A 23,174-nucleotide genomic window follows, 5' to 3' on the forward strand; every position below is an offset into this window, starting at 1 on the left:
GATGGCGGATGCCCGCGGCAAGACGCTGGCGCGCATCCACCGCGTCCGCACGCTCCAGCTCGGGCTGACCCGCGCCGACGAAGCGCGCGCGCACAACAAGTTCGCCAGCGAACAGACGCTGTCGGGCCGTATCGCGCTGCTCGCCGAAGCGGTCGCGCCGGTCCACGAGACGCTCGCCGCGGTGTCGCTGGGGGCGTCGGCGCATTACCGCGAACGCTTGTACCAGTCCGCCACCGCCGCGGTCGAACGCGTCCGCGCTGCCGAGCGCCATGTCGAACGCGCGACCGAAGCGACCCGCGCCGCCAAGCGCGATCAGAGCGCGGTGGAAAAGCTGCTTGCCCGCGCAGACGCCGATGTCGTGCTGAAGGCGATCCGCGAAATGGAAGATGCACCGGCGTTCCGGAAGGTTCGGCACGATCCTTGCTGAGTGACGGGCACAAGCCCGAACCCGAGTGCCCGAATGATCCAGACCGCGACCCTTTCTCCGACGTCCCCAACCCTGCGAGCGACCACGACGTCACAGGCGGGCGGTGTCGCAGGCGGTGGATCGGCCAGTTTCGCGGAGTCCTTTGCGCAGGCCAGCGACGATGCGCCCCCCTCTGCGACGACCGGGGACGTGCCGTCCGATCTCCAATCGCCGTCCTCCACCCGGCAGGACTGGGCCGCGACCGGCAACGGATTGCCGATCGCGGCTCTTGCCGGCGTCGGCGCGGTCTCGTGGCAGGCCGCGATGACGCCCCAACCCGTGGCCACCAAGCCGGACGCGTCACCGGTAATACCGGACGCCGCGCTTCTACCCGCGACGGTCGCGGTGCCGGTTCCCGTACGTCCGGCTATCACCGCTGGGCGGCAGGCGCTTGGCGCACGTCCTCCCCGTTCATCCCGAAGCGACCAAGGCGTGGAAACGGACGATCTGGTACCTGCCGAACGTTCCGAGCCAACCAAGGCGTCTGCTATTGAAGTACCGCGACACGAGAAAGTTACGCAGCCCTTGCTCGTCGCCCCCGCGGTTGCCGACACCGCGAGCCCCGAGGTCGTCGCGTCAGCCACGCCATCTCCTACCCGCTCGAGCCCTGGTGGCGTCGTTGCGGCATCCCCTGAAGCCGCGCTCAAGCCGGTGGCGAACAGGCAAGCGACTCGCGGGGCGATGGAGAGTCCCGACCTTCCGAACGGGCGTGCCTCGCCGGACGAACCGACTGGTGCCGCGAACCGCGCCGCATCGAAGCGTTCGGAGAACCTACCGTCGGGCGGGAGCACGGCGATGACTGACCCGGTGCCTGCCGGTGCGCCCCGCCCAGCCTTGGCCGACCCGCCCCTGCGTGGCCGGATGCCTCACGATCAGGCGCTACCGGATTCGGCGTACCTTCTTGCAAAAATGCCCGGCGGCAGTGCAGTCGCGCCGCCGGTCGCAAGCGTGCCGCTGCCCGCGCGCGTGGGCGAGGTTGCCCCGAACACGACGCTCCTTACCCCGCAGGTCCCGGAGTTCGTGAAAGCCGGAAGCACGGCGAAGCCTATGGCGAGGACTTCGGGCCAAGGCGGCCAGATCACCCAACCGCTCATGGGGGTACTCGACTCGCCACCGCCGCCGATCGCTGAGGCGCCCCTCGGTTCGGCCATGACGGAGGTGCCGAGGGCGTCGCCAGTCCAGATGGGCTCTTTGGTGCCGTTCGCGATGCCGGCGAGTGCTGGATATGGCACGGTGGCAGGTCGCAGTCCGATGCCGACCGACGCCTCGGCGGACGCCGTGCCGATAATGACGGCGACACCCCCCGTGATCGGCACGCCGCGCTGGACCACGACCGAGGCGACGGCGCCGGTCGCGCTTGCGGTGGCGCAGCCCGGCGCGGTTCAGCCGCAACCCGGCACGGTCGCGTCGGCGGCTCAGGTGTTCGGCGCGGCGATCCAGGTGGCCTCCAAGGCGCGTGACGATACCGAAGCGAAGACGGGATCGCTTGAGTCCGTGCTCGGCTCGACTGCCCCTGCACCGCTCGTGCAGAGCGCACCCGCGACGACGCAGCATGCCGCGCTGGACATGCGGCAGGAGCGCTGGCCGCACGCGATGATCGAGCGGATCGACATGCTCCGCGACGCCGCCAACGCGACCGATACGCGGATCCGCCTGATCCCCGATGCGCTCGGCGCGATCGACGTATCGATGAGGAAGGATGGCGACACCGTCCACGTCCACTTCAACGCCGAACAGGCTGCGACGCGGACCTTGCTCGCCGATGCGCAGCCGCGGCTGGCCGAGCTGGCCGAAGCGCGAGGGCTGAAGCTCGGGCAGGCCATGCTCGGCGGTGGCAACACGGGCAGCAACGCCGGTTCCAGCCAGCAGCGCGCACCGGCAACCACGAACGCCCCGAATCGCGCGACCGCGGCATCCGCCGTGATCGCAGACCCCACCGAAGACACCCGAATCGCTTGACCCGAAGGACCCTGAGATGAGCGACAAGAAAGATACTGCGGACGCGGCCCCGAAGAAAAAGGGCAAGATGAAGACGATGCTGATCGGCGGCGTCGCGCTGCTGGTGCTGGTCGGCGGCGGCATCGGTGCGGGCGTCTATGCCAGCAGCGCCGGACTGTTCGGTGGCGGCCATGCCGAGGTCGACGACGGCAAGCCCAAACTCCTCCCCAAGAGCGAGCAGAAGCATGCTCCCGAGGGCGGCGAAGGCGGCGGTCATGGTGGCGAGGACGCAGCGCCCGAAAACCACGGCATGAAGACCCCGGAAGGGCAGGGGGGCGACAAATACGCCTCGACCTACTACCCGATGGAGAAGGATTTCATGTCCAATCTCCAGAATTCGGTGCACTTCGTCCAGGTCGGGATCGCGGTGTCGACACCGTATGACGACACCGTCATCACCAACCTGAAAACCAACGATATCGCGGTCCGTTCGGCCATCCTGATGACGCTCGGCGACACCACCGAGGAGCAGGTGATGAGCAGCGACGGCAAGCGCCAATTGCAGGTCCGCCTCGCCAAATCGATCAACGATACGCTGAAGCAGAAGGAAGGCTTCGGCGGCATCGGTAACGTTTACTTTACCAGTTTCGTTGTTCAGTGAGGCATGGTTAACGAGGCCTCAGCAAAGACACGCGAGCGACGCGATCGGGATCGCTCCGGCGCGCCCAAGGACGGCGTGCTGCATCAGGGCGTGCTCGGCGGGGCCAAGCTCAATCCGTTCGGCGACCTGCATTCGTTGCAGCATCTCTCGGCACGGTTCGCGCGCGGTTTGCGCGGCGTGTTCGAGCCGTTGCTGCGTCAGGAGGTCCGCTGCTGGGCCGAGCCGTTGGTGGTCCAGCGCTTCACCGACTACCGCGCGGAACGCAGCGATGCGCTGACCGCGTGGCTGCCGCTGATCATGACGCCCGGGATGGCGCAGGCGCTGTGCATCATGGACGGCAAGTTCGTGCTCGAGATGCTCGACATGTTCTTCGGCGGCACCGGTGCCGCGCCGCACACGTTGCCGACCGAATTCTCGCCCGCCGCCGAGGCGATGGTCGCGCGGATCGGCCAGATGATCGCCGCGCCGCTGAAGACCGCGTGGGAGCCGATGGCGCGGTTCGATTTCCTGCCGACCCGCGTCGAGGTGAACCCGGCGATGATCGCCGATCTCGACGGCGAGGACGCGATGATCGTCACGCGCTTCGGTATCGCGGCGGGCGCCGCGAAACCCGTGTTCCTCGATCTCGTCTACCCCGTCTCCGCGCTGAAGCCGCATGCGCCGTCCCTCACCGCGAAGGTCGTCGGCAAGTCGGCCGAGCCCGATCCGGCCTGGCGCACCGAGCTGACGCGCGCGGCGATGAACGTGCGCTTCCCGATCCGCTCGGTGCTCGCCGAGCCGGTCGTCAAGCTGACGATGCTGATGGACCTGAAGCCCGGCGACGTGATCCCGATCACCATCTCGGGCGACGTGCCGGTGATGGTCGGCAACAACCGGCTCGGCTGCGGCACGGTCGGCACGTCCAACGGCTTCGCCGCCATCCAGCTCACCTCGATTACCCGTTTCGACGAAGGATTTGCAGCATGAACGACATGACCGGAGGCTTCCCAGTCGACGCCGCCGTCGCCGCCAATTTCCGGCTGCTCCAGGATGTCGACGTCAAGCTGACCGTCGAGATCGGCTCGACCAGCCTGACCTTGCGCGAACTGCTCGCGCTCGGCGAATCCAGCGTGATCGAGCTCGATCGCCAAGCCAACGAACTCCTCGACGTGTTCGTCAACGGCACGCTGATCGGCCGCGGCGAAGTCGTCACGGTCGGCGAGCGCTTCGGCGTGCGGATGACCGAGCTCGTGTCTCCAGACAAGCGCGGCTGAACCCGATGCTCTGGACCTATATCCTCAAGCTCGTCATCCTGCTGCCACTCGTGTGCGGCCTGATGTTCGGCTGCCTGTATCTGTGGCGCAAGTTCGAGAGCCGGATCCCGGGCAAGCCCTCGACGCGGCTGATCGGCGTCAAGGAAACGATGATGATCTCGCCGGGCCTGCGCCTCGCGGTGATCGATTTCGAGGGTCGCCGGCTGCTCGTCTCGGTCGGCCGTGGCGGCGTGCACCTGATCGACAAGGTCGACGCATGAGCGCGGTCGCTCGTCCGACGGTGACGCGGAAGGGCTCGGGCCCTGCCCTGTTCGCCGTATCGACCGCCAAACCGTTTTCCCGCGTACGCGGGAATCCAGGAGCCACGAACGGTGCGCTGCATAATTCTGCGCCGCGCCCGCGCGCAAACGCATGGCTGTGGATAGGCCTCGCCGTCCTGCTCGCCCTCTTCCTCGCGATGCCCGCCTTCGCGCAAGGCGTCCCCGCGCCGACCAACCCCGCCGTCGGCGACGCGGTCGATCGCGCGCTCGGCCAGCTTGGCGGACAGGCTGCGGGCAACACCGGCCAGAGCGGCTCGCTGTCGCTGTCGCTGCAAGTGCTCATCATCATGGGGCTGCTCACGGTCCTGCCGGGCATCCTGCTGATGATGACCAGCTTCACGCGGATCATCATCGTGCTCGCGATCCTGCGCCAGGCGCTCGGGCTTCAGCAGACGCCGCCGAACCAGGTCCTGCTCGGGCTGTCGCTGTTCCTCAGCTTCTTCATCATGGCACCGACGATCAGCCAGATCAACACGACCGCGATCCAGCCCTATGCCGCGGGGCAACTCGCCGGCACGCAGATGATCACGACGGCTGGCGTGCCCCTGCACGCGTTCATGGTGAAGCAGACGCGGATCAAGGACGTCACGATGTTCGCGCAGATCGCGAAATCCGGGCCCTACGCGACGCCGACCGACATCCCGTTCTCGGTGCTGCTGCCGGCGTTCGTCACGTCCGAGCTGAAGACCGCGTTCCAGATCGGCTTCCTGATCTTCCTGCCGTTCATCGTCATCGATCTGGTCGTCGCGACCGTGCTGATGTCGCTCGGCATGGCGATGCTAAGCCCGACGATCATCTCGATGCCGTTCAAGCTGCTGCTGTTCGTGCTGGTCGATGGGTGGGCGCTGACGATGGGCAGCCTCGCCAACTCGTTCGCGACCTGAGAGCATGGACGCGCAATATTTCCTGACCGTCGCCAATCAGACGATGTGGGTGCTGGCGCTCGCCAGCGCACCGATTCTGATCCCGGCGCTGCTCGCGGGGCTGATCCTCGGGATGATCCAGGCGGCGACGTCGATCAACGAGCAGACATTGTCGTTCGTGCCAAAGCTGGTCGTGGTCGCGGTGTCGATCTTGATCTTCGGGAGCCTGATCCTGGGGTTGCTGAGCGATTTCACGATCGGGATCTTCGAGCGTATTCCGGACCTCGTAAAATGAGCGCACATGCTGCTCCCCTCCCGTTTGCGGGAGGGGTCGGGGGAGGGGCGTGCCCCACCAACCTGACGCCAGTACGTACGTCGCGCTCTCCCCTGACCCCTCCCGCAAGCGGGAGGGGGATCTAGTCGTGTTGGGTTTTGGACTCAGCATCGAGCCGCAGCTCTGGGCGCTCGTATTCGTGATGATCCGGATCGGCGCGACGTTCATCGCCGCGCCGGTGTTCGGTTCCGTCTCGGTGCCGCTGACCGTGCGCGTCACGCTGTCGGGCGCGATCGGGTTCCTCGTGCTCGCGGCCCACCCGATCGTCCCGCCGCAGAACATCTTCGCGGTCTCCACCATACTCTCCGCCGCCGCAGAAGCGCTCGTCGGCCTCGCGCTCGGCTTCGTCCTCCAGATCGCGTTCGCCGCGCCCGTCATCGCCGCGGAGATCATCGGCGGCGCGATGGGGCTCGGTTTCGCGTCCTCGATCGATCCGCAGAACGGCAAGTCGTCCCCAGCGCTCGGTCAGTTCTTCTCGATCATGCTGACGCTGCTGTTCCTGTCGGTCGACGGCCACCTGATCCTGATCGACCTGCTCGTGAAGAGCTATGACGTGCTCCCGCCGGGCGCCGCGTGGATCGGCGTCGAGCGCCTGAAGGCGATCGCGTTCTTCGGCGGTTACGCGTTCCTCGCCGGTCTGTTGCTCGCACTGCCGGTCGGCTTCCTGCTGCTCTGCCTCAACATCGTCGTCGGGATGCTGAGCCGCGCTGCGCCCTCGCTCAACCTGTTCGCGGTCGGCCTCCCCGCCAGCCTCGCGGTCGGCGTCGTCACGCTGGCGATCGCGTTCCCGACGATGGGCGACTACATGCTCGTCATCGTCCGCGAAGGCCTCGCCGCCACCGAAAACCTGGTGCTCGGCTGATGTCGGAGGATTCGGGCGAAAAGACAGAAGCACCAACCGCAAAGCGCAAGAAGGATGCGGTCGAGAAGGGCGACATCCTCAAATCGCGCGATTTCGCCACCGCTTTGAGCATGCTCGCCGGCGTTGCGTGGCTGATCTACGCGGGGCCGACGCTGATCTCGGCGTGCAAGGCGATCATGAGCTCGAGCTTCCAGTTCACGCATGCCGACGTCGAGGATTTCTCGCCCTGGCGCCCGCTGATGGAGGCGGGCGGCAAGCTCGCGCCATCGCTCATAACCCTGTTCATCGTCAGCATCGGCGCCGCGATCCTGAGCCAGGCGGGGCTCGGCTCGCTCGGCTTCAACGGCGGTCTGCTTGCGCCCAAATACAGCCGCGTCGATCCGGCGGCGGGGCTCAAGCGGATCTTCGGCGCGAACGGCTGGATCGAGCTTGGCAAGTCGCTCCTCAAGGTCATCCTGCTCGGCACGATCGGCGGTTGGATGCTGTGGAACGCCGCGCATTCGACGATGGGGCTCGCCTCGTCCGCGGATCTCAACCAGGCGCTGTCGACGCTTGGCGGGATCTTCAAGGGCATCCTCATCGCGATGACGTTCGGGCTGTGTGCGATCGCCGGCATCGACCTGCCGATCCAGATCATCCGCCGCCTGGGCAAGATGCGGATGTCCAAGCAGGAGGTGAAGGACGAGCACAAGTCGACCGAGGGCAACGGCGAGGCGAAGGGCCAGATGCGCGCCAAGATGCGCGCGATGGCGAGCGGCGGCCTACGGAAATCGGTCGCGGAGGCGCATGTCGTGCTGACCAATCCGACGCACTTCGCGGTGGCGCTGCGCTATGATCGCGGCAAGGATCAGGTGCCGGTGGTGGTCGCCAAGGGGCGCGGCGCGACCGCGCTGGCGATCCGCGAACTCGCAGGCGAAGGCCGCGTGCCGATCCTCGAATATCCGATGCTCGCGCGTGCCGTCTATTACACCAGCAAGGAGGGCCAGGAGGTTCGCGACGACCTGTACACCGCGATCGCGACCGTGCTGGCGTTCGTCTTCGGGCTGAACGCTGCGGCGGGCGGTACGGCCGGCGGGGTTCAACCCTTCGTCACCGTGCCGAAGGATGCGCGGTTCGACGAAAACGGCATGAAGCAGGCCTAAACATTCGCGCCGCGCAGCCGTTCTTACAGATGAGCGCGCACGTGCAGGGACTCTACCATGGTAACATTGACCACCAGCACGACGGCCACGCCGACCCCGACACCCGCAGCGACGCCCGCCAACGCACAGAGCGTGATGAACGCGGCAACGCAGTCGCTGCTGAAATCGCTCGAGGCCGGGTCGGGCATCGATACCGGCACGCTCGTCCCCGCGCTGGTCACCGCGCAGTTCGCCGCACGCACCGCAGCGCTCAAGGCCAAGTCGGAAACGCTCGCCGCGCAGATCTCGGGTGTCAGCACGTTGAAGAGCACGATGACCGGTTTTTCCACTGCGCTCGCCAATCTGGTGAAGGGCGGCAGTCTGCAGACGCAGCCGAGCAGCTCCAACGGCGCCGTGCTGTCCGCGACCGCCATATCGGGCGCCAAACTGTCGACCCTGTCGGCCAGCGTCACCGTCACGCGCCTTGCGACCGCGCAGGTCGCGCGCACGACGACGGCGGTGCCCGCAGCGCAACGGAGCAGCTCGCTCGATACCGGTGCGCTGACCCTGACGATCGGCGGCGGCACGGGAATTTCGATCGCGATCGGCGATGGCAGCATCGATGCGATCGCCGCCGGGATCAACGCGTCGAAGAGCGGCGTCACCGCGTCCGTCGTCACCGACGCGAACGGCGGCGCCTATCTGTCGGTCAAGGGTGGCACCGGTGCCGCGCAGGCCTTCACGTTGAAGGGCGACGGTCCCAGCGGCGCAGTCGATATCGGCGGCGGGTCGACCCAGACCAGCTTGGTATCGACCGCGCAGAACGCGCTGCTCACGGTCGATGGCATCGACGTCGAGCGACCGAGCAACACGATCAGCGACCTCGTCGACGGCGTCAAATTGCAGCTCAACGCGGTGTCCACGATCCCGGTCACGCTCGGCAGCAGCACGCCGACCGACGCGCTGGCCCAGGCGGTCAACGATGTCGTCACGACCTTCAACGAGGTGCTGGCGACGATCACGGAACAGACCGATCCGATCACCGGCAGCCTGCGCTCCGACCCTGCCGCGACCGCGCTCCTCCGCTCGCTGAAGGCGCTGGTGTCGAAGCCGCTGGTCGGCGGTGCGACCGGCGGCATTCCACGCACCCTGTCCGAGATCGGCGTCGCGACCAACACCAACGGTACGCTGCGCGTCGACACCGCGCTGCTCACCCGCCAGATCGCTGCCTATCCCGATACGATCGAGTCGATGTTCGCGCCGTCGTCCACCAATGTCCTCGGCCTGTCCGGTACGCTTAGCGCGCTCACAAACAGTGCGAACAACACGTCGACGGGCCTCGGCGCCTCGACCGTGCGGTACACGGCGGCAGAAGCCGACGTCACAGAGCAGCAGGACAAGGTGACCGACCAGTCCGCACAGCTCACCACGCGCCTGACCCAGCAATATGCCAGCATGAATTCACGTGTGACCGCATACAAATCGACCCAGGCATTCCTCACCAACCAGATCGCAGCCTGGAACAAGAGTTCGTGACCTACGCCAGCACGCTCGCGCGCGATCCGTTCGCGACCTACCGCCAGATCGACGCGGTCGGTCGTACCGCGACCGCGGACGGCCCTGCCCTCGTCCAACTGCTCTACAAGGAACTGGTCGCAGCCCTGCGCGCCGCCGCCTGGGCCTGCGAAAAGCGCAAGTTTTCGGTCAAGAGCGAACGCATCACGCGGGCCACCGCGATCCTGTTCGCGCTGGAGGCCGGACTCGATTTCGAACAAGGCGGACAGGTCTCGGAAACGCTGGCACGTCTGTACGGCGGTGCCCGGAAAACGATCGTCAACGCCTCGGTCGGCCACGACCCGACGCCGTTCCGCGATTCGGCCGACATGCTCGACGAGATCGCGCAGGCCTGGCGGACCGCCAGCGCCGCATAGGCTCTACCGCTTGAACCAGTGCCGCATCGAGAAATACGCGACGACGCCGACCGCAATCACCATGCACGCCACCGCGATCGCATCGAACGCCCACGGCTCCTCAGCATAGGGCAGGCCCTTGACGTTCATTCCGTACAGGCCGGTCAGGAACGTCAACGGCAGGAACACCATCGCCGCGATCGAGATGATCAGCGAGCGGTTGTCGATCTGTTCGGCGCGCAGGTCGGTCAGCGTCTCGTGGATCAGCGCCGAGCGTTCGCGGATCGATTCCAGCTCCTCCGCCATTCGCGCGGCGCGGTCCGCCGCCGCCGCCAGATGCAGCCGGTCGTCGTCCGCCAGCCAGTCGCCAGGTAACGCCGCCAGCTTCTCCAGCGCCGCGCGTTGCGGGCTGAGGAAGCGTTTGTAGCCGATCGCCGCGACGCGCACCTTGCTGACCGCGCGGCGCAGTTCGAACACGCGGTTGGCGTCGAGCTGTTCCTCGCAATCGTCGAGTTCGTCGCCGAGCGTGGCCACGTCGGGATCAAGATCGGTGGTGATCGCGGTGGCGAACGCGGCGATCAGGTCGCCAGGATCGCGCACCTCGTGGCGCTCCACCATCTTCTCGACCTCCGCGACCGCGATCAGCGGCTTCCGCGTAACCGAATAGACGCGGCCCTTCACCGCCCAGATCCGCACCGACGCGAGCAGGTCGGACGTGTCGAGCTCCTCCTTCGATCGCCCGCGCAAATTGAGGAACGCGCCATCGCCGACCGCCTCGCAGCGCGGCCGGGTCTCGGTCGCGGTGAGCGCGTCGACGACATAGTCGAGCAGCTTGGCCTCGTCGCGGAGCCAGGTCTGCGCATGCTCGGCGGTGGTCGACAAATGCACCCAGACGAGGTCGGCTGTGCAGGTGAGCGCTTCCTTGACGTCGACGCGGGTCGCTTTCCCATCGACGATCCGGAACGCAAAACCGCTCATAGTGCCATCTCGACCTCGACCGACAGGCCGGTGCCGGGATCGGCGGGCATCGCCGCGCACAGCCGCGCGGCATCGGCGCGCGCACGGTCGAGGATTGCCGCAGGGACGTCAGGGCCATGATAGACCCGGTCGGCGCTGGCGAGCGCGCGAGCCTGGCGGAGCGTCAGGTCCTCGGGATCGTCGGACAGGAGAACGAGCGTTATCGCCACGTCGCGCTTTGCAGCGGGTGTGGCTGTCGGGGCGAGCCATGCGTCGACATCATGCGTCGGCGACAGCGGATCGAGCATGCCGCCCGCCCCCATCGCCGTAGCAAGTGCCCGGCGACGCTCCCCCATATCGGGCCAGCGCTTCCGCAAGGCCCCCCGCGCAGCCTGCAACGCCAGTGCCAGTTTGCCGAGATCAGCGGGGATCAGTGCCTCCAGTCGCTGCCGCAACGCCGCCGCCAACCCGGCCGACACGCCGCTCGTGCCGATCGCGATCAACACCGGGGCGCGGTCGACGATCGCCGGCAGCGTAAAGTCGCACAGCGCCGAACGATCGACCGCGTTGACCAGGATACCGCGCGCCTTAAGCCGCGCGACCGCCGCTAGCGCTTCGTCCTCGTCATCGATCGCGACGATCGCGAGCGACGCCGCAGCATCCTCGCCAACGACGTTCGCCCCCGCGCGATCGAGCAACCGCCGTTTCGCATCCGCCGCCTCGCCCTCGCCGAGCAGAATGACCGGGCGCCCTGCCAGCCTCACGAACAGCGGCAGGCTCTGGAGTATCACCGCTTGAGCCATTCCGGCACGCGCTCGGCGGCCAGGATCGTCTCGGGATGGATGCGGTCGGCGACCACCGCGAACCGGTCGCCATCGACCAGCACTTCGGGCACCAAAGCGCGACTGTTGTAGGTCGATGCCATCGTCGCGCCGTACGCGCCCGCGGTGCGGAAGATGCCGAGATCGCCCGACTTCACCGCGTCGATATCGCGGCCCATCGCGAAGGTGTCGCCGGTCTCGCATACCGGCCCGGCGATGTTGGCGGTCATCCGATCGCCGCTCGGCTCGACCGCGACGAAATCATGATACGCATCGTACATCGCGACGCGCGCGAGGTCGTTCATCGCGGCGTCAACGATCACGTACGGGTTCACGACACCCGGTTTTACCCAGATCACTTCGGTCAGCAGCACGCCAGCATTGCCCGCGATCACGCGGCCGGGCTCGAACATCAGTTCGACGTCCCAGTCGGCCGTCGCTCGCGCAACCATCGCGCCATAGTCGGCCGGGCTCGGCAGCACGTCGTCGGGCTTGTACGGCACGCCGAGACCGCCGCCGAGATCGACGCGACTGATCGTGTGACCCGCAGCGCGCAGCTCCGCGACCAGCTCGCCGATCCGCGCATAGGCGGCCTCCAGCGGTGCAAGATCGGCTAACTGGCTGCCGATGTGGATCGCGACGCCGCGCAGGTCGAGCCCGTCATGCTTCGACAACCGATCGAACATCGCCACTGCCTGGTCGATCGCGACGCCGAACTTGTTCTCCTTGCGCCCGGTCGAGATTTTCGCGTGCGTGCCGGCGTCCACGTCGGGGTTTACGCGCAGCACCGCCGGCGCGCGTTCGCCGCGCGCATGGGCGAGCGCGGCAAGGACTTCGCCTTCCTCCTCCAGCTCCAGATTGAACTGGCCGATCCCCGCATCGAGCGCCTGCGCCAGTTCGCGCCGCGTCTTGCCGACGCCCGAGAACACGATGTCCGAAGCCGGGATACCCGCCGCCAGCGCGCGCTGCATCTCGCCGGCCGAGACGACATCGGCGCCGTAGCCCTCGTCGGCGAGCACGCGCAGCACCGCGACATTGGGGTTCGCCTTGATCGCATAGGCCAGATGGACGCGCCCGGCGCCCTTCAGCGCGTCGCGGAACACCTGCGCGTGGCGGCGGAAGGTGGCGGTCGAATAGACGTAGACGGGCGTGCCGACAGCCTCGGCGATCGCCGGCAGGGCGACGTCCTCGGCGTGCATGACACCGTCACGATAGGCGAAATGATCCATGGTTCAGGTCTTCAATTCGGCGGCGGCAGGTCGAACTCGTCGCTGCGGCGCGGCTGGGACGTGGTGAGCAGCTCGTCGCTGCGCTGCGGGCGTTGCTGCGTCGTGGGGGTCAGCAACTGTGCGGCAGTCGGCGGCGTTTTCGCACCGTAAGGCGCGGCCGGGAGCGTCTTGCCCTCCGCCGGCACGAGGCCGTCCGCTGCGCCGCAACCGGTCAGCGCCAGCGCCAATCCCACGATGCCAAAAAGCCGTTTCATGCCGTCTCTCCCCCAGCTGTCTCGGCACGCGCCGCGCGGATCGCAGCTCGTACATTCTCGGGCGCGGTGCCGCCGAAGCTGGTCCGGCTGGCGACCGACGCATCGACCGAGAGCACGCCGTACACGCGTTCGTCGATCCGCGCATCGATTGCCTTCAGGTCCTCGATCGGCAGCGCATCGAGCGCGATCTTGCGCTCCTCCGCGAGCTTCACGGCGCGCCCGGTGACATGATGCGCCTCGCGGAACGGGAGCCCGGCCTCGCGCACCAGCCAGTCGGCGAGATCGGTCGCGGTCGCAAAGCCGCTCTCGGCCAGCCCGCGCATCCGATCGGTGCGGAACGTCGCGCTCTCGACCATCCCGGTCATCGCCGCGATCGACAGCGCGAGCAGGTCGTGTGCCTCGAAAACCGGCGGCTTGTCGTCCTGCATGTCCTTCGAATAGGCGAGCGGCAGGCCCTTCATCGTCACCATCAGCGCGGTCATGCAGCCGAGGATGCGCCCGGCATGCCCGCGCACCAGCTCGGCCGCATCGGGGTTGCGCTTCTGCGGCATGATCGAGCTGCCGGTCGACCATTGATCGCTCAGCGCGACGAAGCCGAACGGCTGCGACGCCCACAGCACGAACTCTTCGGCGAGGCGCGACAGGTGCAGCGAGGTTTGCGTCGCGGCAGTGAGATACTCGATCGCGAAGTCGCGGTCGCTGACGCCATCGAGCGAATTGGTCATCGGTCCATCGAAGCCGAGCGCTTCGGCGGTCATCGCGCGGTCGATCGGAAACCCCGTCCCGGCCAGCGCGGCCGAGCCCAGCGGCGACCGGTTCATCCGCGCCCGCGCATCGGCGAACCGCCCGACATCGCGCGCAATCATCGCATGATACGCCATCAGATGATGCCCAAGCGTTACCGGCTGCGCGGACTGGAGGTGCGTAAAGCCTGGCATAACACTCGCCGCATGCTCTTCAGCCCGCGCGAGCAGTGCCGCCTGGAACCCGGCGAGCGCTGCCAGCGCCTGGTCGATCGCATCACGCACCCAAAGGCGAAAATCGGTCGCGACCTGATCGTTGCGCGAGCGCGCCGTGTGCAGCCGCCCCGCGACCGGACCGATCGCGTCGGCCAGCCGCGCCTCGGTCTGCATGTGGATATCCTCGAGGACCAGATCCTCCTCGACGCCGTGCTCGGCATAGTACGCCGCCACCGTGTCGAGCCCCGCCGCGATCGTCGCGGCGTCCTCGGCCGAAACGATGCCCTGTTTGCCGAGCATCGCGACATGCGCCTTCGAACCGGCAATATCCTGCTGCCAGAGCCGCTTGTCGAAGGGAATGGAGGCGTTTATCTCGCGCATGACCGCTGCCGGCCCTTCGGCGAACCGCCCGCCCCACATCGAATTGGAACCGTCCATGTTCTCGAATCCTGTGTTCAATTCGCTGTTAAAATCTGGGCCGATCGCCGCCGTGATGGGGATGGGCCTGCTGGTCGCCGGCTGCGATAGGAAATCGTCCGCGCCGGAGCAAGCAAACGTCGTCACGGCAAACGCCGTGTCCGCCGACGAGGTCGCGTCAGGCCCCGCTCCGGACGAGGCGACCGGGCCCGCCGCCCCCGCCGAAAAGCTTGACCGCAGCCACAAGGGAGAGACCGGCCCGACCGTCGCCTTCATCGCCCCCGACGGGAAGTCGGTCACGCTCGCGTCGTTCAAGGGCAAGCCGCTGCTGCTCAACATGTGGGCGACCTGGTGTGCGCCGTGCGTCGCCGAGATGCCGACGCTCGACGCCACCGCCGGGTCGCTGGCCGGCAAGGTGCAGGTCATTGCGGTCAGCCAGGATTTGCAGGGCGCGGAGAAGGTGACGCCGTTCTTCGCCGCGAAGAAGTTCACGACGCTCAAGCCGTATCTCGATCCGAAGCTGGGACTCAGCCTTGCCTATCAGGCGAACCTGCCGACCACGATCCTGTACGATTCGGCGGGCAAGGAAGTGTGGCGGATGACCGGCGGCTATGAATGGAACACGCCCGCGGCCGCAAAGCTGGTCGCCGAAGCGTCGTAATCCTCGAAACGATGTGCCGGCCCGCCTTGGTGACGAGCCAAAGGTTGATGGCGGACCGGCGCGCCACCTTAACCCGTGTTGCGATCCCAGGGGTGTAAACAACATCGGAAATCGTCGAAATACGACGAACCGAGTGCTGCGGCGTAACCGGCGTACGATATCGACGAATGCATCGCGGGGTCTGAAAATCGCCGCTCGGTGCTGGGTCAACCGCTCAGGCGGGAAGCGCTGGATGCCCCGTGAGGATTCGAACCTCAATAGGCGGTATCAGAAACCGCAGTCTTACCATTAGACGACGGGGCATCAGCGAGGGCGGGCTCTACGAGGGGCCGCCAAGGCTGTCAACGCCAAGATGATGCCGTTCCGCCACTTCGCTTGCGTAATCGCCGCGCTGCGCTACATTCGTGTCCAAGCACCGGGCGGGTATCTTCCCGCGGCGGCAGACATAGATAGCGAGTTTTACGGCGATGGGGGATGTTTCCGCCCGAATGCCGTTCCGGCAGGTTAGTCCTGCCCGTCCGGCGGCGACCCGGCCCTCTCGTGGGCGGTGGGCCGATGCGCAGGCGTTTGCCGCGCTGGATCTCGGCACCAACAATTGCAGATTGCTGATCGCGCGGCCGCAGGCTGGCGGGTTCGCGGTGATCGACGCGTTCTCGCGGATCGTCCGGCTGGGGGAGGGCCTGGCCTCGACCGGCAAGCTGAGCGATGCGGCGATCGAGCGGACGATCGCGGCGCTTCGCGTGTGTTCGGAAAAGTTGCAGCGGCGCAACGTCACGCTGGCTCGGTCGGTCGCGACGGAAGCATGTCGGCAGGCATCGAACGGGCCTGCGTTCATCGCACGCGCGCTTGCCGAGACCGGCATCCACCTCGACATCATCTCCGCCGAGGAAGAGGCGCGGCTGGCCGTGCTCGGCTGCCATGCGCTGATCGAGCCGGGGGAGGATCCTGCGCTAGTGTTCGATATCGGCGGTGGGTCCACCGAGCTGGTGCTGGTCGATACCTCGACACCGATCCCGACCGTGCTGGACTGGCATTCGGCGCCTTGGGGCGTGGTTTCGTTGACCGAGCATGCCGGTGGCGGTGAAGGCGAGGACGGGCGCCGTGCCGCGTATGCGCGGATGCGTCAGGTCGTCGCGGACAGTTTCGCGGGGTTCGCCGCGCGCTTGCCACGACATATCGAGCGGCCGCGGCTGCTCGGCACCAGCGGCACGGTGACGACGCTCGGCAGCGTGCATCTCGGGCTCAGCCATTACGACCGCTCGGTGGTCGACGGGCTGATCGTGCCCGCGTCGGCGATGCGGCGGATCAGCGCCGACCTTTCCCATATGTCGATCACGGAGCGCGCCAAGCTGCCGTGCATCGGCAACGAGCGCGCCGACCTGGTGGTCGCGGGCTGTGCCATTCTGGAGACGATCATGGATTTGTGGCCCGCCGAACGGCTCGGCATCGCCGACCGCGGTATTCGCGAAGGGATTTTACGCCGGCTGATGGGGTCTCCCAAGCCCGGCAAGTCGGGAATCGCAGCATGAGCCGCGGTGGCTCGGGCGGGCACGTCCGCGTGCTCACGGCACGGAAGCGGACTGCGCAGTCGACGCGCTGGCTCGAGCGTCAGCTGAACGATCCGTATGTGAAGCGTGCGAAGGCGGACGGCTATCGCAGCCGCGCCGCGTACAAGCTGATCGAGCTCGACGAGCGGTTCGAACTGATCCGCGGCTCGAAGCGCGTGGTCGATCTGGGCCTTGCGCCGGGCGGCTGGGCGCAGGTGATCCGGCGGCGGATACCCAAGGCGACGGTCGTGGGCATCGATCTGCTGCCGGTCGATCCGATCGAGGGCGTGACGATCTTCGAGATGGATTTCCTCGACGATGCCGCGCCGGGCAAGTTGATCGAGGCGCTGGGTGGCGCGCCGGACCTGGTGCTGTCGGACATGGCGGCGAATACCGTCGGGCATCCGCAGACCGATGCGCTCAGGACGATGGCGCTGGTCGAGACCGCGCTGCACTTTGCCTGCGAAGTGCTGGAGCCGGGCGGGACGTTCGTGTCGAAGGTGTTCGCGGGCGGGGCCGATTCGGAGCTGGTCGCGGAGATGAAGCGGAACTTCAAGACCGTGAAGCATGCCAAGCCGCCGGCTAGCCGGAAGGGGTCGGTCGAGTGGTTTGTTGTTGCGCAGGGGTTTAAAGGCCGAGACCCGAAATAGCGCAGCTATTTTCGGATAAGTCGACAGCCCGGCCAGCGTTGCGCAGCAACGACTGACGACGCGGCTTTGCCGTGGCGCCCAGCCTTAGGGTGGTACCGGACGCGACATTAGCAAGCTTGTTTCCCCGCGAAGGCGGGGATCCGGACTGGGCTCCCGCCTTCGCGGGAGAACAAGGGACGGGTGGTTCGCTTGGTCTGAGCTTACCCCGCAACGCACGTCATCGTCATCCCCGCGCAGTCGTGGATCCATTACTCCGGCGCCCGCGATTTTTTGAGGCCAGCCAATATGGGTTCCCGCCTCCGCGGGAATGACGAACGGGCCGTCTGCGTCACCCGTGCCCTCACCCTACCCACGGCAAAAGCTGGGCCTCTACCCTTCAGGGAGAGGGCATAGAAAAAGCCCGCGGACCTCTTGGGTCCACGGGCTCTCCCTATTTCACGCGCCGCGGCAAAGCCGCGTCGTCGGTCGGGCTATGCCCGCCGGCCGGGGTTTCGGCCAAGCCGCGGATTAGCTTCGCTAATCCTGCTGCCTCAACCCTCGTAATCAGCCCCGAGATTCTGGTTCCGCGGCGGCGCAGCCGCGGTAAGCCGCAGTGCCTCAGCCGAAGCGGCCAAGCTGCCGACCGCATCGACCTCGTCGTCGTCGTCGACGCGAACCTTCTGCAGGCCCTGGATGACCTGTTCCTTGAGATGCGCCGGCTTGACGTTCTCGTCTGCGATCTCGCGCAGCGCGACGACCGGGTTCTTGTCGCGGTCGCGGTCGAGCGTCAGTTCGGCACCGCCCGAGATCTGGCGCGCACGCTGGGCCGCGAACAACACCAGGTCGAACCGGTTGGGGATCTTGTCGACACAATCCTCGACGGTAACGCGCGCCATGCGGCTTCCTTCGTAACAACGATAGAATGAGAATGCGTCGCCTACGGGGGGTGGCCTGCAAAGTCAAGAAATGCGCCTTGGCTTGCCTCCGGTGCCCGCCATGTCCATCAGGTTGCCCATGGAAGATCCAGCAGACCAGCCGACTTTCCGCGTCGACGGCAACCAGATGACGCTGCTCGACACCGGGCCCCGCCGCCTCGACGCAGTGCTCGCGCTGATCGACGGCGCCGAGCGAACCCTGCGCATCCTCTACTACATCTACGCCGACGACGAGTCCGGAAAGCGCGTCAACGCCGCGCTCATTGCCGCCGCCAAACGCGGGGTCGATGTAGCGCTGATCGTCGACGGGTTCGGTAGCGACGATGCGCCACACGCCTTCTTCGAGCCGCTCGAAGCTGCGAACGTGTCGGTATGCCGGTTTTCCGCACGGTTCGGCCGCCGCTATCTGCTCCGCAACCACCAGAAGCTCGCGCTTGCCGACGAGACGCGGATCATCATCGGCGGCTTCAACATCGAGGACGATTATTTCGGGACTGCCGCAGAGCAGGCGTGGCGTGACCTAGGATTGCTGGTCGAGGGTCCGGCGGCGGGGCGGCTGGCCGGCTATTTCGATGCGCTGAAGGACTGGATCCATGAGCCGAAGGGCAAGCTGCGTCGTCTGAACGCGGCGCTGTCTCACTGGAGCGAGACCAAGGGCGCGACCCGCTGGCTGATCGGTGGACCGACGCGGAAGCTGTCGCCCTGGGCTCGCGCGGTGCGCGACGATATGCGACGCGGGCGGCGGATCGATATCATCGCCGGGTATTTCACGCCTAGTCCCGCGCTGCTGCGTCGGCTCGATAAGGCCGGGCGGCGGCAGGCCGAGGTACGGGTCGTCACGGCGAGCAAATCGGACAACAACGCGACGATCGCCGCCGCGCGCTTCACCTATGCGGGGTTGTTGCGCAAGGGCGTGCGGTTGTTCGAATACCAGCCGACCAAGCTGCATACGAAGCTCTACGTGATCGACGACGCCGTCCATATCGGCTCGGCGAACTTCGACATGCGCAGCCTGTTCATCAACCTCGAACTTATGCTGCGGATCGAGGATGTGGCGTTCGCAGCGCATGTCCGGGGGTATATCGATGGCGAGGTGGCCAAGTCGGTCGAGGTGACCAAGGAACTGTACCAGGCGAACACCGGGTGGGTGCAGCGGATAAAGCAGCTCGGCGCGTATTTCGTGGTGGCGGTGGTGGACCCGAGCTTGTCGCGCGGGCTTAATTTTGGGATCGACGAGTAGGGGTCGGGGAGCCGAGGGCCTGGAGCATCTATCCTCTTCCGTCATCCTGACGAAAGTCAGGACCCAGGGTCGAGAACGCCATCATTATTGGCTCTGGGTCCTGACTTCGTCAGGATGACGGAGGGGATTTGAACGAGGTGTACGTTTACCTAACCTGGAGCAACACCAGCGCCGACGGCAAAGCCGCCGTCGGGCGGGTTCGGCTAGTTCTAGCCGACCCGCCGTCCGGGCCTGAAGCTGCGCGGCGCTTTGCTTGCGCATCAACGCGGACGCTGCCGCGCCTGCGTCAGTCCTTCCACGCCCAATACAGCTGCGCCGGCGGGACATTCCACCACTCCATGTCGTGATCGATCGACACAAAATGCGGGGTCAGGAAGTCCTTCACCTTGGGCGAGAACTGATAGACCAGGAACGCACCACCGGTCCGCAGCACAGAATGCGTCGCGGTCGCGATCGCCGGGCCGACACCAGGCGGCAGTGTCGAAAAAGGAAGACCCGACAACACATAGTCCGCCTTCTCGAAGCCGTGGTCGGCGACGATCGTCTCGACCTCGTCCGCCGACCCCAGCACTGCGAAGAAGCGCGGATCGGTGATCGTGTGGCGCAGATACTGAATGAACTCGGGGTTGGTGTCGATCACCACCAGCTTGGCATCCGGCGCCATCCGGTCGAGGATCGGGCGGCAGAAGGTGCCGACGCCCGGGCCATATTCGACGAACAGCTTGCAGTTCGCCCAGTCCACCGGACCGAGCATCTTGCGGATCAGCTTGTCCGACGACGGCACGATCGAGCCGACCATCACCGGGTGTTTCAGGAACCCTGAAAAGAACATCTGCCACGGGGACGGCACGCCGGCTGGTCGGCTGCGTGCACGCCGGGTGGCGGTGGTCGAACTGGGCATCGCGTTCCTTACGGTCAGGGGTCCCGCGCGCTGGCGAGGCTTTGGCCCTCCCGTCGCACGAATTCCGAACGCGTTTCAAGGGCCGCAGGTTGCATCGGGCGACGAACCGAAGCGGAAGTCGTGCTGCGCCAAGTGGTTCTGGCAGCTTTGCCAAGCGTACGGCATCGCTTAAGCACGGATCATGAACGACGATCGGGTGGGACAGATTGCTGTTATTTTCGTGTCGATCCGTAACGACGTGGACGCCGCCGGCTATGGCGAGGCCGCCATGGCGATGGACGCGCTAGCCGCGGCTCAGCCTGGCTATCGCGGCGTCGACAGCGCGCGCGAGGCGGGCGGCATGGGGATCACAGTCAGCTATTGGGCGGACGACGCCGCGGCGATCGCGTGGCGCCACCATCCCGAGCACACTGCGATTCGCGAGTTCGGGCGAGCGCTCTGGTACGATAGCTATTCGGTCAACGTCGCGCCGATCGAGCGCGCCTATCAGTGGACACGAGCATGACCGGTGCATCGACGGACGGCCCGAAGATCGACCGCCGTTTTGCGCTGATGTTCCTCGTGATGCTGACGATCGCAGCGGGGAATACAGCACTGCAATCGGTCCTGCCGGCACTCGGGCGGTCGCTCGGGGTTGCCGACAGCGCAGTGGCGGCGGCGTTCTCGGTGTCGGCGTTGCTGTGGGTGATCGCAGCGCCGTTCTGGGCGAACCGGTCGGACAAGCACGGCCGGCGCGCGATGATCCTGCTCGGGGTCGGCGGATTCAGCGTATCGCTGACGTTATGCGGCGTGTTCCTGCTGGCCGGGATCAACGCTTGGATCGGCGGCACGACCGCGTTCCTGTGCTTCATTGGCGGCCGACTGATCTACGGCACGTTCGGCGCCGCCGCACCGCCAGCGGTGCAGGCGCTCGTGGCTGGCGAGACGACGCGCGAGGAGCGGACCAAAGCGCTGACATTGCTCGCCTCGGCGTTCGGGCTCGGCACCATATTGGGGCCGGCGATTGCGCCGTACCTGATCCTCGGCTCGATCGGCGGGGTCGAGATCGGGCTCGCCGGCCCGGCGTTCCTGTTCGCGGTGTTCGGGGTGGCGGTTTGGATCACGGTGCGGCGGATGCTGCCCGACGACAAGATCGTCGCCCCGCACGAGACGCATGGCGCGAGTTCGGCCTATCCCTCGATCGGCGGTGCGCCGACCGGCGCCTCGGTCGCCGCCGCAACCGGATCGCATGTCGAGCACGTCGGCTATACCGATCCCCGCATCCGCGCGTGGATGATCGCCGGGCTGGTGATGGGGCACGCGCAGGCGATGACGGGGCAGGCGATCGGTTTCCTCGTGATCGACCGCCTCCACCTCGCGCCCGCGCTCGCGCTCGAGCCGACCGGCATCGTCCTGATGATGGGCGCAGGCGCTGCGCTGCTCGCGCAATGGGGCATCATCCCGCGCTTGAACATGACTCCGCGGCAACTCGTGCTGACCGGACTGTTGCTGGCGGCGGCCGGCACCGCGCTGACCGGCATCGCCACGTCGCTCTATACGATCGCCACGGCTTACGCGCTGGCGAGCCTTGGCTTCGGCTTCACGAGACCGGGGTTTACCGCCGGGTCCTCGCTCGCGGTCGGTGCAAGCGCACAAGGCTCGGTCGCGGGCAAGGTGACGTCGATCAACGGCGCGAGCTTCGTACTGGGCCCCTCGATCGGGGTCGGCCTGTACGAAGCCCAGCACTCCCTCCCCTATCTGGTCGCGGGCGCGGCCTGCGTGGTGATGATCGGTTATGCCTGGGCTTCGCTGCGTGATGCGAAAGACGTTTAGGCTGGATCAGGCCGGTTACGCATCGGACCTGCCATGACATGCCACTGCGTCGAGCAAAATCCCTTCTGACCGACGGACGATCCGCACGAATGCGGCGCCCTCACCCAACGCGCGCGCCAGGACGATCGCGCCCTGAATTCCGGCGACCGTGTCTTCGGCGAGGCGCAGGGCTAGCGATGACGGAAGAGCGCTCGCTTCGAGGCAGTGCGCCAAGGCTGATATCCAGCGGGAGAAATACCCGCTGATCCGGACTGCGAAAACGTCACCGGAGGCGCCCAGACCGAGCCAGCCGACGAGGCAGACCCTCCCCCCGGACTGGAAATATGCCGTCACGTCCTCGATCATGGCGGTGATTGCCGAGGCCGGCTCGCTCGCCTGCTCCAGCGGCACGAAGATCGTCGTGGCGAACCAATGGTCTATTTCGGCGAGGACGGCGTCCATCATCTCCGCCTTCCCGCCGGGAAAGAAGTTGTAGAGGCTGCCCTTGCCGAGCCCGGTCGCCTTCGAGAGCGTCGACAGGCTGGCGCCCTCGAAGCCGTGTTCGCGAAACGCCTCGGCCAGTGCCGGCAGAGCGTCGGCGCGATCGGTCAGGATGCGTTTCGCGGTCAGAGGCCGAGATCGCTCAGCGAAGGATGGTCGTCGGGGCGACGGCCAAGCGGCCAATGGAACTTGCGGTCGCCGTCCGCGATCGCGCAGTCGTTGATCGAGGCGATGCGGCGCGCCATCAGCCCGGCGGCGTCGAACTCCCAATTCTCGTTGCCATAGGATCGGAACCAGTCGCCGGCGTCGTTGCGCCATTCATAGGCGAACCGCACCGCTATCCTGTTGCCGTCATGCGCCCAGACTTCCTTGATGAGGCGATAGTCGAGTTCCGCCGCCCATTTGCGCGTCAGGAAGGCGACGATCGCGTCACGGCCGGTCAGAAACTCGGCGCGGTTCCGCCAGACGCTGTCGGGCGTGTAGGCCAGCGACACCTTGTCCGGATCGCGGCTGTTCCACGCGTCCTCCGCCATGCGCGCCTTTTGCGCTGCGGTCTCATGCGTAAACGGAGGCAGTGGCGGTCGGGACATGGCGGCACCTATCG

The 23,174-nt window shown here is 66.7% G+C and carries 27 protein-coding genes and 1 tRNA gene; 18 read left to right on the top strand and 10 right to left on the bottom strand.

Annotated elements, in window-relative coordinates:
* The first annotated feature begins 1 nt into the window (after position 1).
* The 12 genes from IFR23_RS07410 to IFR23_RS07465 all read left to right on the top strand — a co-directional run bounded on the left by IFR23_RS07410 (position 2) and on the right by IFR23_RS07465 (position 9,749).
* The gene (locus IFR23_RS07410) at positions 2-427 is read left to right on the top strand and encodes a hypothetical protein (protein WP_192975311.1); all 426 of its coding nucleotides are present in this window, start codon (positions 2-4) and stop codon (positions 425-427) included.
* A gap of 189 nt (positions 428-616) precedes the next feature.
* Entirely contained in the window at positions 617-2,425 is a 1,809-nt protein-coding gene (locus IFR23_RS20530) for a flagellar hook-length control protein FliK (RefSeq protein WP_192975312.1), read from the top strand.
* A gap of 16 nt (positions 2,426-2,441) precedes the next feature.
* Positions 2,442-3,065, top strand: a complete 624-nt coding sequence (locus IFR23_RS07420; protein WP_192975313.1) for a flagellar basal body-associated FliL family protein — start codon at positions 2,442-2,444, stop codon at positions 3,063-3,065.
* Positions 3,066-3,068: 3 nt separating this feature from the next.
* Entirely contained in the window at positions 3,069-4,031 is a 963-nt protein-coding gene (locus IFR23_RS07425) for a flagellar motor switch protein FliM (RefSeq protein WP_107963425.1), read from the top strand.
* Complete coding sequence (gene fliN / locus IFR23_RS07430; RefSeq protein ID WP_056054132.1) at positions 4,028-4,318, top strand: flagellar motor switch protein FliN; 291 nt, start codon at positions 4,028-4,030, stop codon at positions 4,316-4,318. The genes IFR23_RS07425 and fliN overlap by 4 nt, the downstream gene beginning before the upstream one ends.
* A 5-nt stretch (positions 4,319-4,323) precedes the next feature.
* Positions 4,324-4,578: a flagellar biosynthetic protein FliO gene (locus tag IFR23_RS07435; RefSeq protein WP_056054129.1), complete on the top strand. Its 255-nt coding sequence runs from the start codon at positions 4,324-4,326 to the stop codon at positions 4,576-4,578.
* On the top strand, positions 4,575-5,522 hold the full coding sequence (gene fliP, locus IFR23_RS07440) for a flagellar type III secretion system pore protein FliP (RefSeq protein ID WP_446740889.1): 948 nt from the start codon (positions 4,575-4,577) through the stop codon (positions 5,520-5,522). Before IFR23_RS07435 ends, fliP begins: the two co-directional genes overlap by 4 nt.
* A gap of 4 nt (positions 5,523-5,526) precedes the next feature.
* Positions 5,527-5,796, top strand: coding sequence for a flagellar biosynthesis protein FliQ (fliQ, locus tag IFR23_RS07445; protein WP_055874447.1), 270 nt, complete (start codon positions 5,527-5,529; stop codon positions 5,794-5,796).
* Between the two features lie 127 nt (positions 5,797-5,923).
* Positions 5,924-6,697, top strand: a complete 774-nt coding sequence (gene fliR, locus IFR23_RS07450) for a flagellar biosynthetic protein FliR (RefSeq protein ID WP_192975314.1) — start codon at positions 5,924-5,926, stop codon at positions 6,695-6,697.
* Positions 6,697-7,839, top strand: a complete 1,143-nt coding sequence (gene flhB, locus IFR23_RS07455) for a flagellar type III secretion system protein FlhB (protein ID WP_192975315.1) — start codon at positions 6,697-6,699, stop codon at positions 7,837-7,839. The genes fliR and flhB overlap by 1 nt, the downstream gene beginning before the upstream one ends.
* 57 nt (positions 7,840-7,896) lie before the next feature.
* Complete coding sequence (fliD, locus tag IFR23_RS07460) at positions 7,897-9,354, top strand: flagellar filament capping protein FliD (protein WP_192975316.1); 1,458 nt, start codon at positions 7,897-7,899, stop codon at positions 9,352-9,354.
* Positions 9,351-9,749, top strand: a complete 399-nt coding sequence (locus IFR23_RS07465) for a flagellar export chaperone FliS (protein WP_107963419.1) — start codon at positions 9,351-9,353, stop codon at positions 9,747-9,749. The genes fliD and IFR23_RS07465 overlap by 4 nt, the downstream gene beginning before the upstream one ends.
* A gap of 3 nt (positions 9,750-9,752) precedes the next feature.
* On the opposite strand, the gene IFR23_RS07470 is transcribed toward IFR23_RS07465, so the two are convergent.
* The 5 genes from IFR23_RS07470 to argH are packed head-to-tail and all read right to left on the bottom strand — an operon-like array spanning position 9,753 to position 14,368.
* Positions 9,753-10,706, bottom strand: coding sequence for a zinc transporter ZntB (locus IFR23_RS07470; protein WP_192975317.1), 954 nt, complete (start codon positions 10,704-10,706; stop codon positions 9,753-9,755).
* Positions 10,703-11,488, bottom strand: coding sequence for a precorrin-2 dehydrogenase/sirohydrochlorin ferrochelatase family protein (locus tag IFR23_RS07475; protein WP_192975318.1), 786 nt, complete (start codon positions 11,486-11,488; stop codon positions 10,703-10,705). Before IFR23_RS07475 ends, IFR23_RS07470 begins: the two co-directional genes overlap by 4 nt.
* Positions 11,473-12,735, bottom strand: coding sequence for a diaminopimelate decarboxylase (lysA, locus tag IFR23_RS07480; protein ID WP_192975319.1), 1,263 nt, complete (start codon positions 12,733-12,735; stop codon positions 11,473-11,475). Before lysA ends, IFR23_RS07475 begins: the two co-directional genes overlap by 16 nt.
* Positions 12,736-12,746: 11 nt before the next feature.
* The gene (locus tag IFR23_RS07485) at positions 12,747-12,989 is read right to left on the bottom strand and encodes a hypothetical protein (RefSeq protein WP_192238332.1); all 243 of its coding nucleotides are present in this window, start codon (positions 12,987-12,989) and stop codon (positions 12,747-12,749) included.
* Positions 12,986-14,368: an argininosuccinate lyase gene (gene argH, locus IFR23_RS07490; RefSeq protein ID WP_192975401.1), complete on the bottom strand. Its 1,383-nt coding sequence runs from the start codon at positions 14,366-14,368 to the stop codon at positions 12,986-12,988. The genes IFR23_RS07485 and argH overlap by 4 nt, the downstream gene beginning before the upstream one ends.
* 16 nt (positions 14,369-14,384) lie before the next feature.
* On the opposite strand from argH, the gene IFR23_RS07495 reads away from it, so the two are divergent.
* The gene (locus IFR23_RS07495) at positions 14,385-15,026 is read left to right on the top strand and encodes a TlpA family protein disulfide reductase (protein ID WP_244655501.1); all 642 of its coding nucleotides are present in this window, start codon (positions 14,385-14,387) and stop codon (positions 15,024-15,026) included.
* Between the two features lie 229 nt (positions 15,027-15,255).
* Here the strand turns inward: IFR23_RS07495 and IFR23_RS07500 are convergent.
* Positions 15,256-15,329 (bottom strand) — tRNA-Gln (locus IFR23_RS07500).
* Between the two features lie 185 nt (positions 15,330-15,514).
* Between IFR23_RS07500 and IFR23_RS07505 the strand changes: the two genes are divergently transcribed.
* Positions 15,515-16,555: a Ppx/GppA phosphatase family protein gene (locus IFR23_RS07505; protein ID WP_192975321.1), complete on the top strand. Its 1,041-nt coding sequence runs from the start codon at positions 15,515-15,517 to the stop codon at positions 16,553-16,555.
* The gene (locus tag IFR23_RS07510) at positions 16,552-17,223 is read left to right on the top strand and encodes an RlmE family RNA methyltransferase (protein ID WP_093398175.1); all 672 of its coding nucleotides are present in this window, start codon (positions 16,552-16,554) and stop codon (positions 17,221-17,223) included. The genes IFR23_RS07505 and IFR23_RS07510 overlap by 4 nt, the downstream gene beginning before the upstream one ends.
* 530 nt (positions 17,224-17,753) lie before the next feature.
* On the opposite strand, the gene rpoZ is transcribed toward IFR23_RS07510, so the two are convergent.
* On the bottom strand, positions 17,754-18,098 hold the full coding sequence (rpoZ, locus tag IFR23_RS07515) for a DNA-directed RNA polymerase subunit omega (protein ID WP_055882033.1): 345 nt from the start codon (positions 18,096-18,098) through the stop codon (positions 17,754-17,756).
* 118 nt (positions 18,099-18,216) lie between these two features.
* Here rpoZ and IFR23_RS07520 point away from each other — a divergent pair, with 118 nt between their 5' ends.
* On the top strand, positions 18,217-19,377 hold the full coding sequence (locus IFR23_RS07520) for a phospholipase D-like domain-containing protein (RefSeq protein WP_192975322.1): 1,161 nt from the start codon (positions 18,217-18,219) through the stop codon (positions 19,375-19,377).
* A 286-nt stretch (positions 19,378-19,663) separates the two neighbouring features.
* On the opposite strand, the gene IFR23_RS07525 is transcribed toward IFR23_RS07520, so the two are convergent.
* Complete coding sequence (locus tag IFR23_RS07525) at positions 19,664-20,278, bottom strand: class I SAM-dependent methyltransferase (protein WP_192975323.1); 615 nt, start codon at positions 20,276-20,278, stop codon at positions 19,664-19,666.
* A 181-nt stretch (positions 20,279-20,459) separates the two neighbouring features.
* Between IFR23_RS07525 and IFR23_RS07530 the strand changes: the two genes are divergently transcribed.
* Complete coding sequence (locus IFR23_RS07530) at positions 20,460-20,783, top strand: antibiotic biosynthesis monooxygenase (protein ID WP_192975324.1); 324 nt, start codon at positions 20,460-20,462, stop codon at positions 20,781-20,783.
* Positions 20,780-22,090, top strand: a complete 1,311-nt coding sequence (locus IFR23_RS07535) for an MFS transporter (RefSeq protein ID WP_192975325.1) — start codon at positions 20,780-20,782, stop codon at positions 22,088-22,090. Before IFR23_RS07530 ends, IFR23_RS07535 begins: the two co-directional genes overlap by 4 nt.
* Before the next feature lie 15 nt (positions 22,091-22,105).
* On the opposite strand, the gene IFR23_RS07540 is transcribed toward IFR23_RS07535, so the two are convergent.
* Complete coding sequence (locus IFR23_RS07540; protein WP_244655502.1) at positions 22,106-22,753, bottom strand: TetR/AcrR family transcriptional regulator; 648 nt, start codon at positions 22,751-22,753, stop codon at positions 22,106-22,108.
* Positions 22,696-23,160: a nuclear transport factor 2 family protein gene (locus tag IFR23_RS07545; RefSeq protein WP_192975326.1), complete on the bottom strand. Its 465-nt coding sequence runs from the start codon at positions 23,158-23,160 to the stop codon at positions 22,696-22,698. Before IFR23_RS07545 ends, IFR23_RS07540 begins: the two co-directional genes overlap by 58 nt.
* Positions 23,161-23,174 lie beyond the last annotated feature (14 nt).

Origin of the sequence: Sphingomonas sp. CFBP 13603 (genome assembly GCF_014892665.1) — a bacterium.
In the GTDB taxonomy this organism is placed as follows: Bacteria; Pseudomonadota; Alphaproteobacteria; order Sphingomonadales; family Sphingomonadaceae; genus Sphingomonas.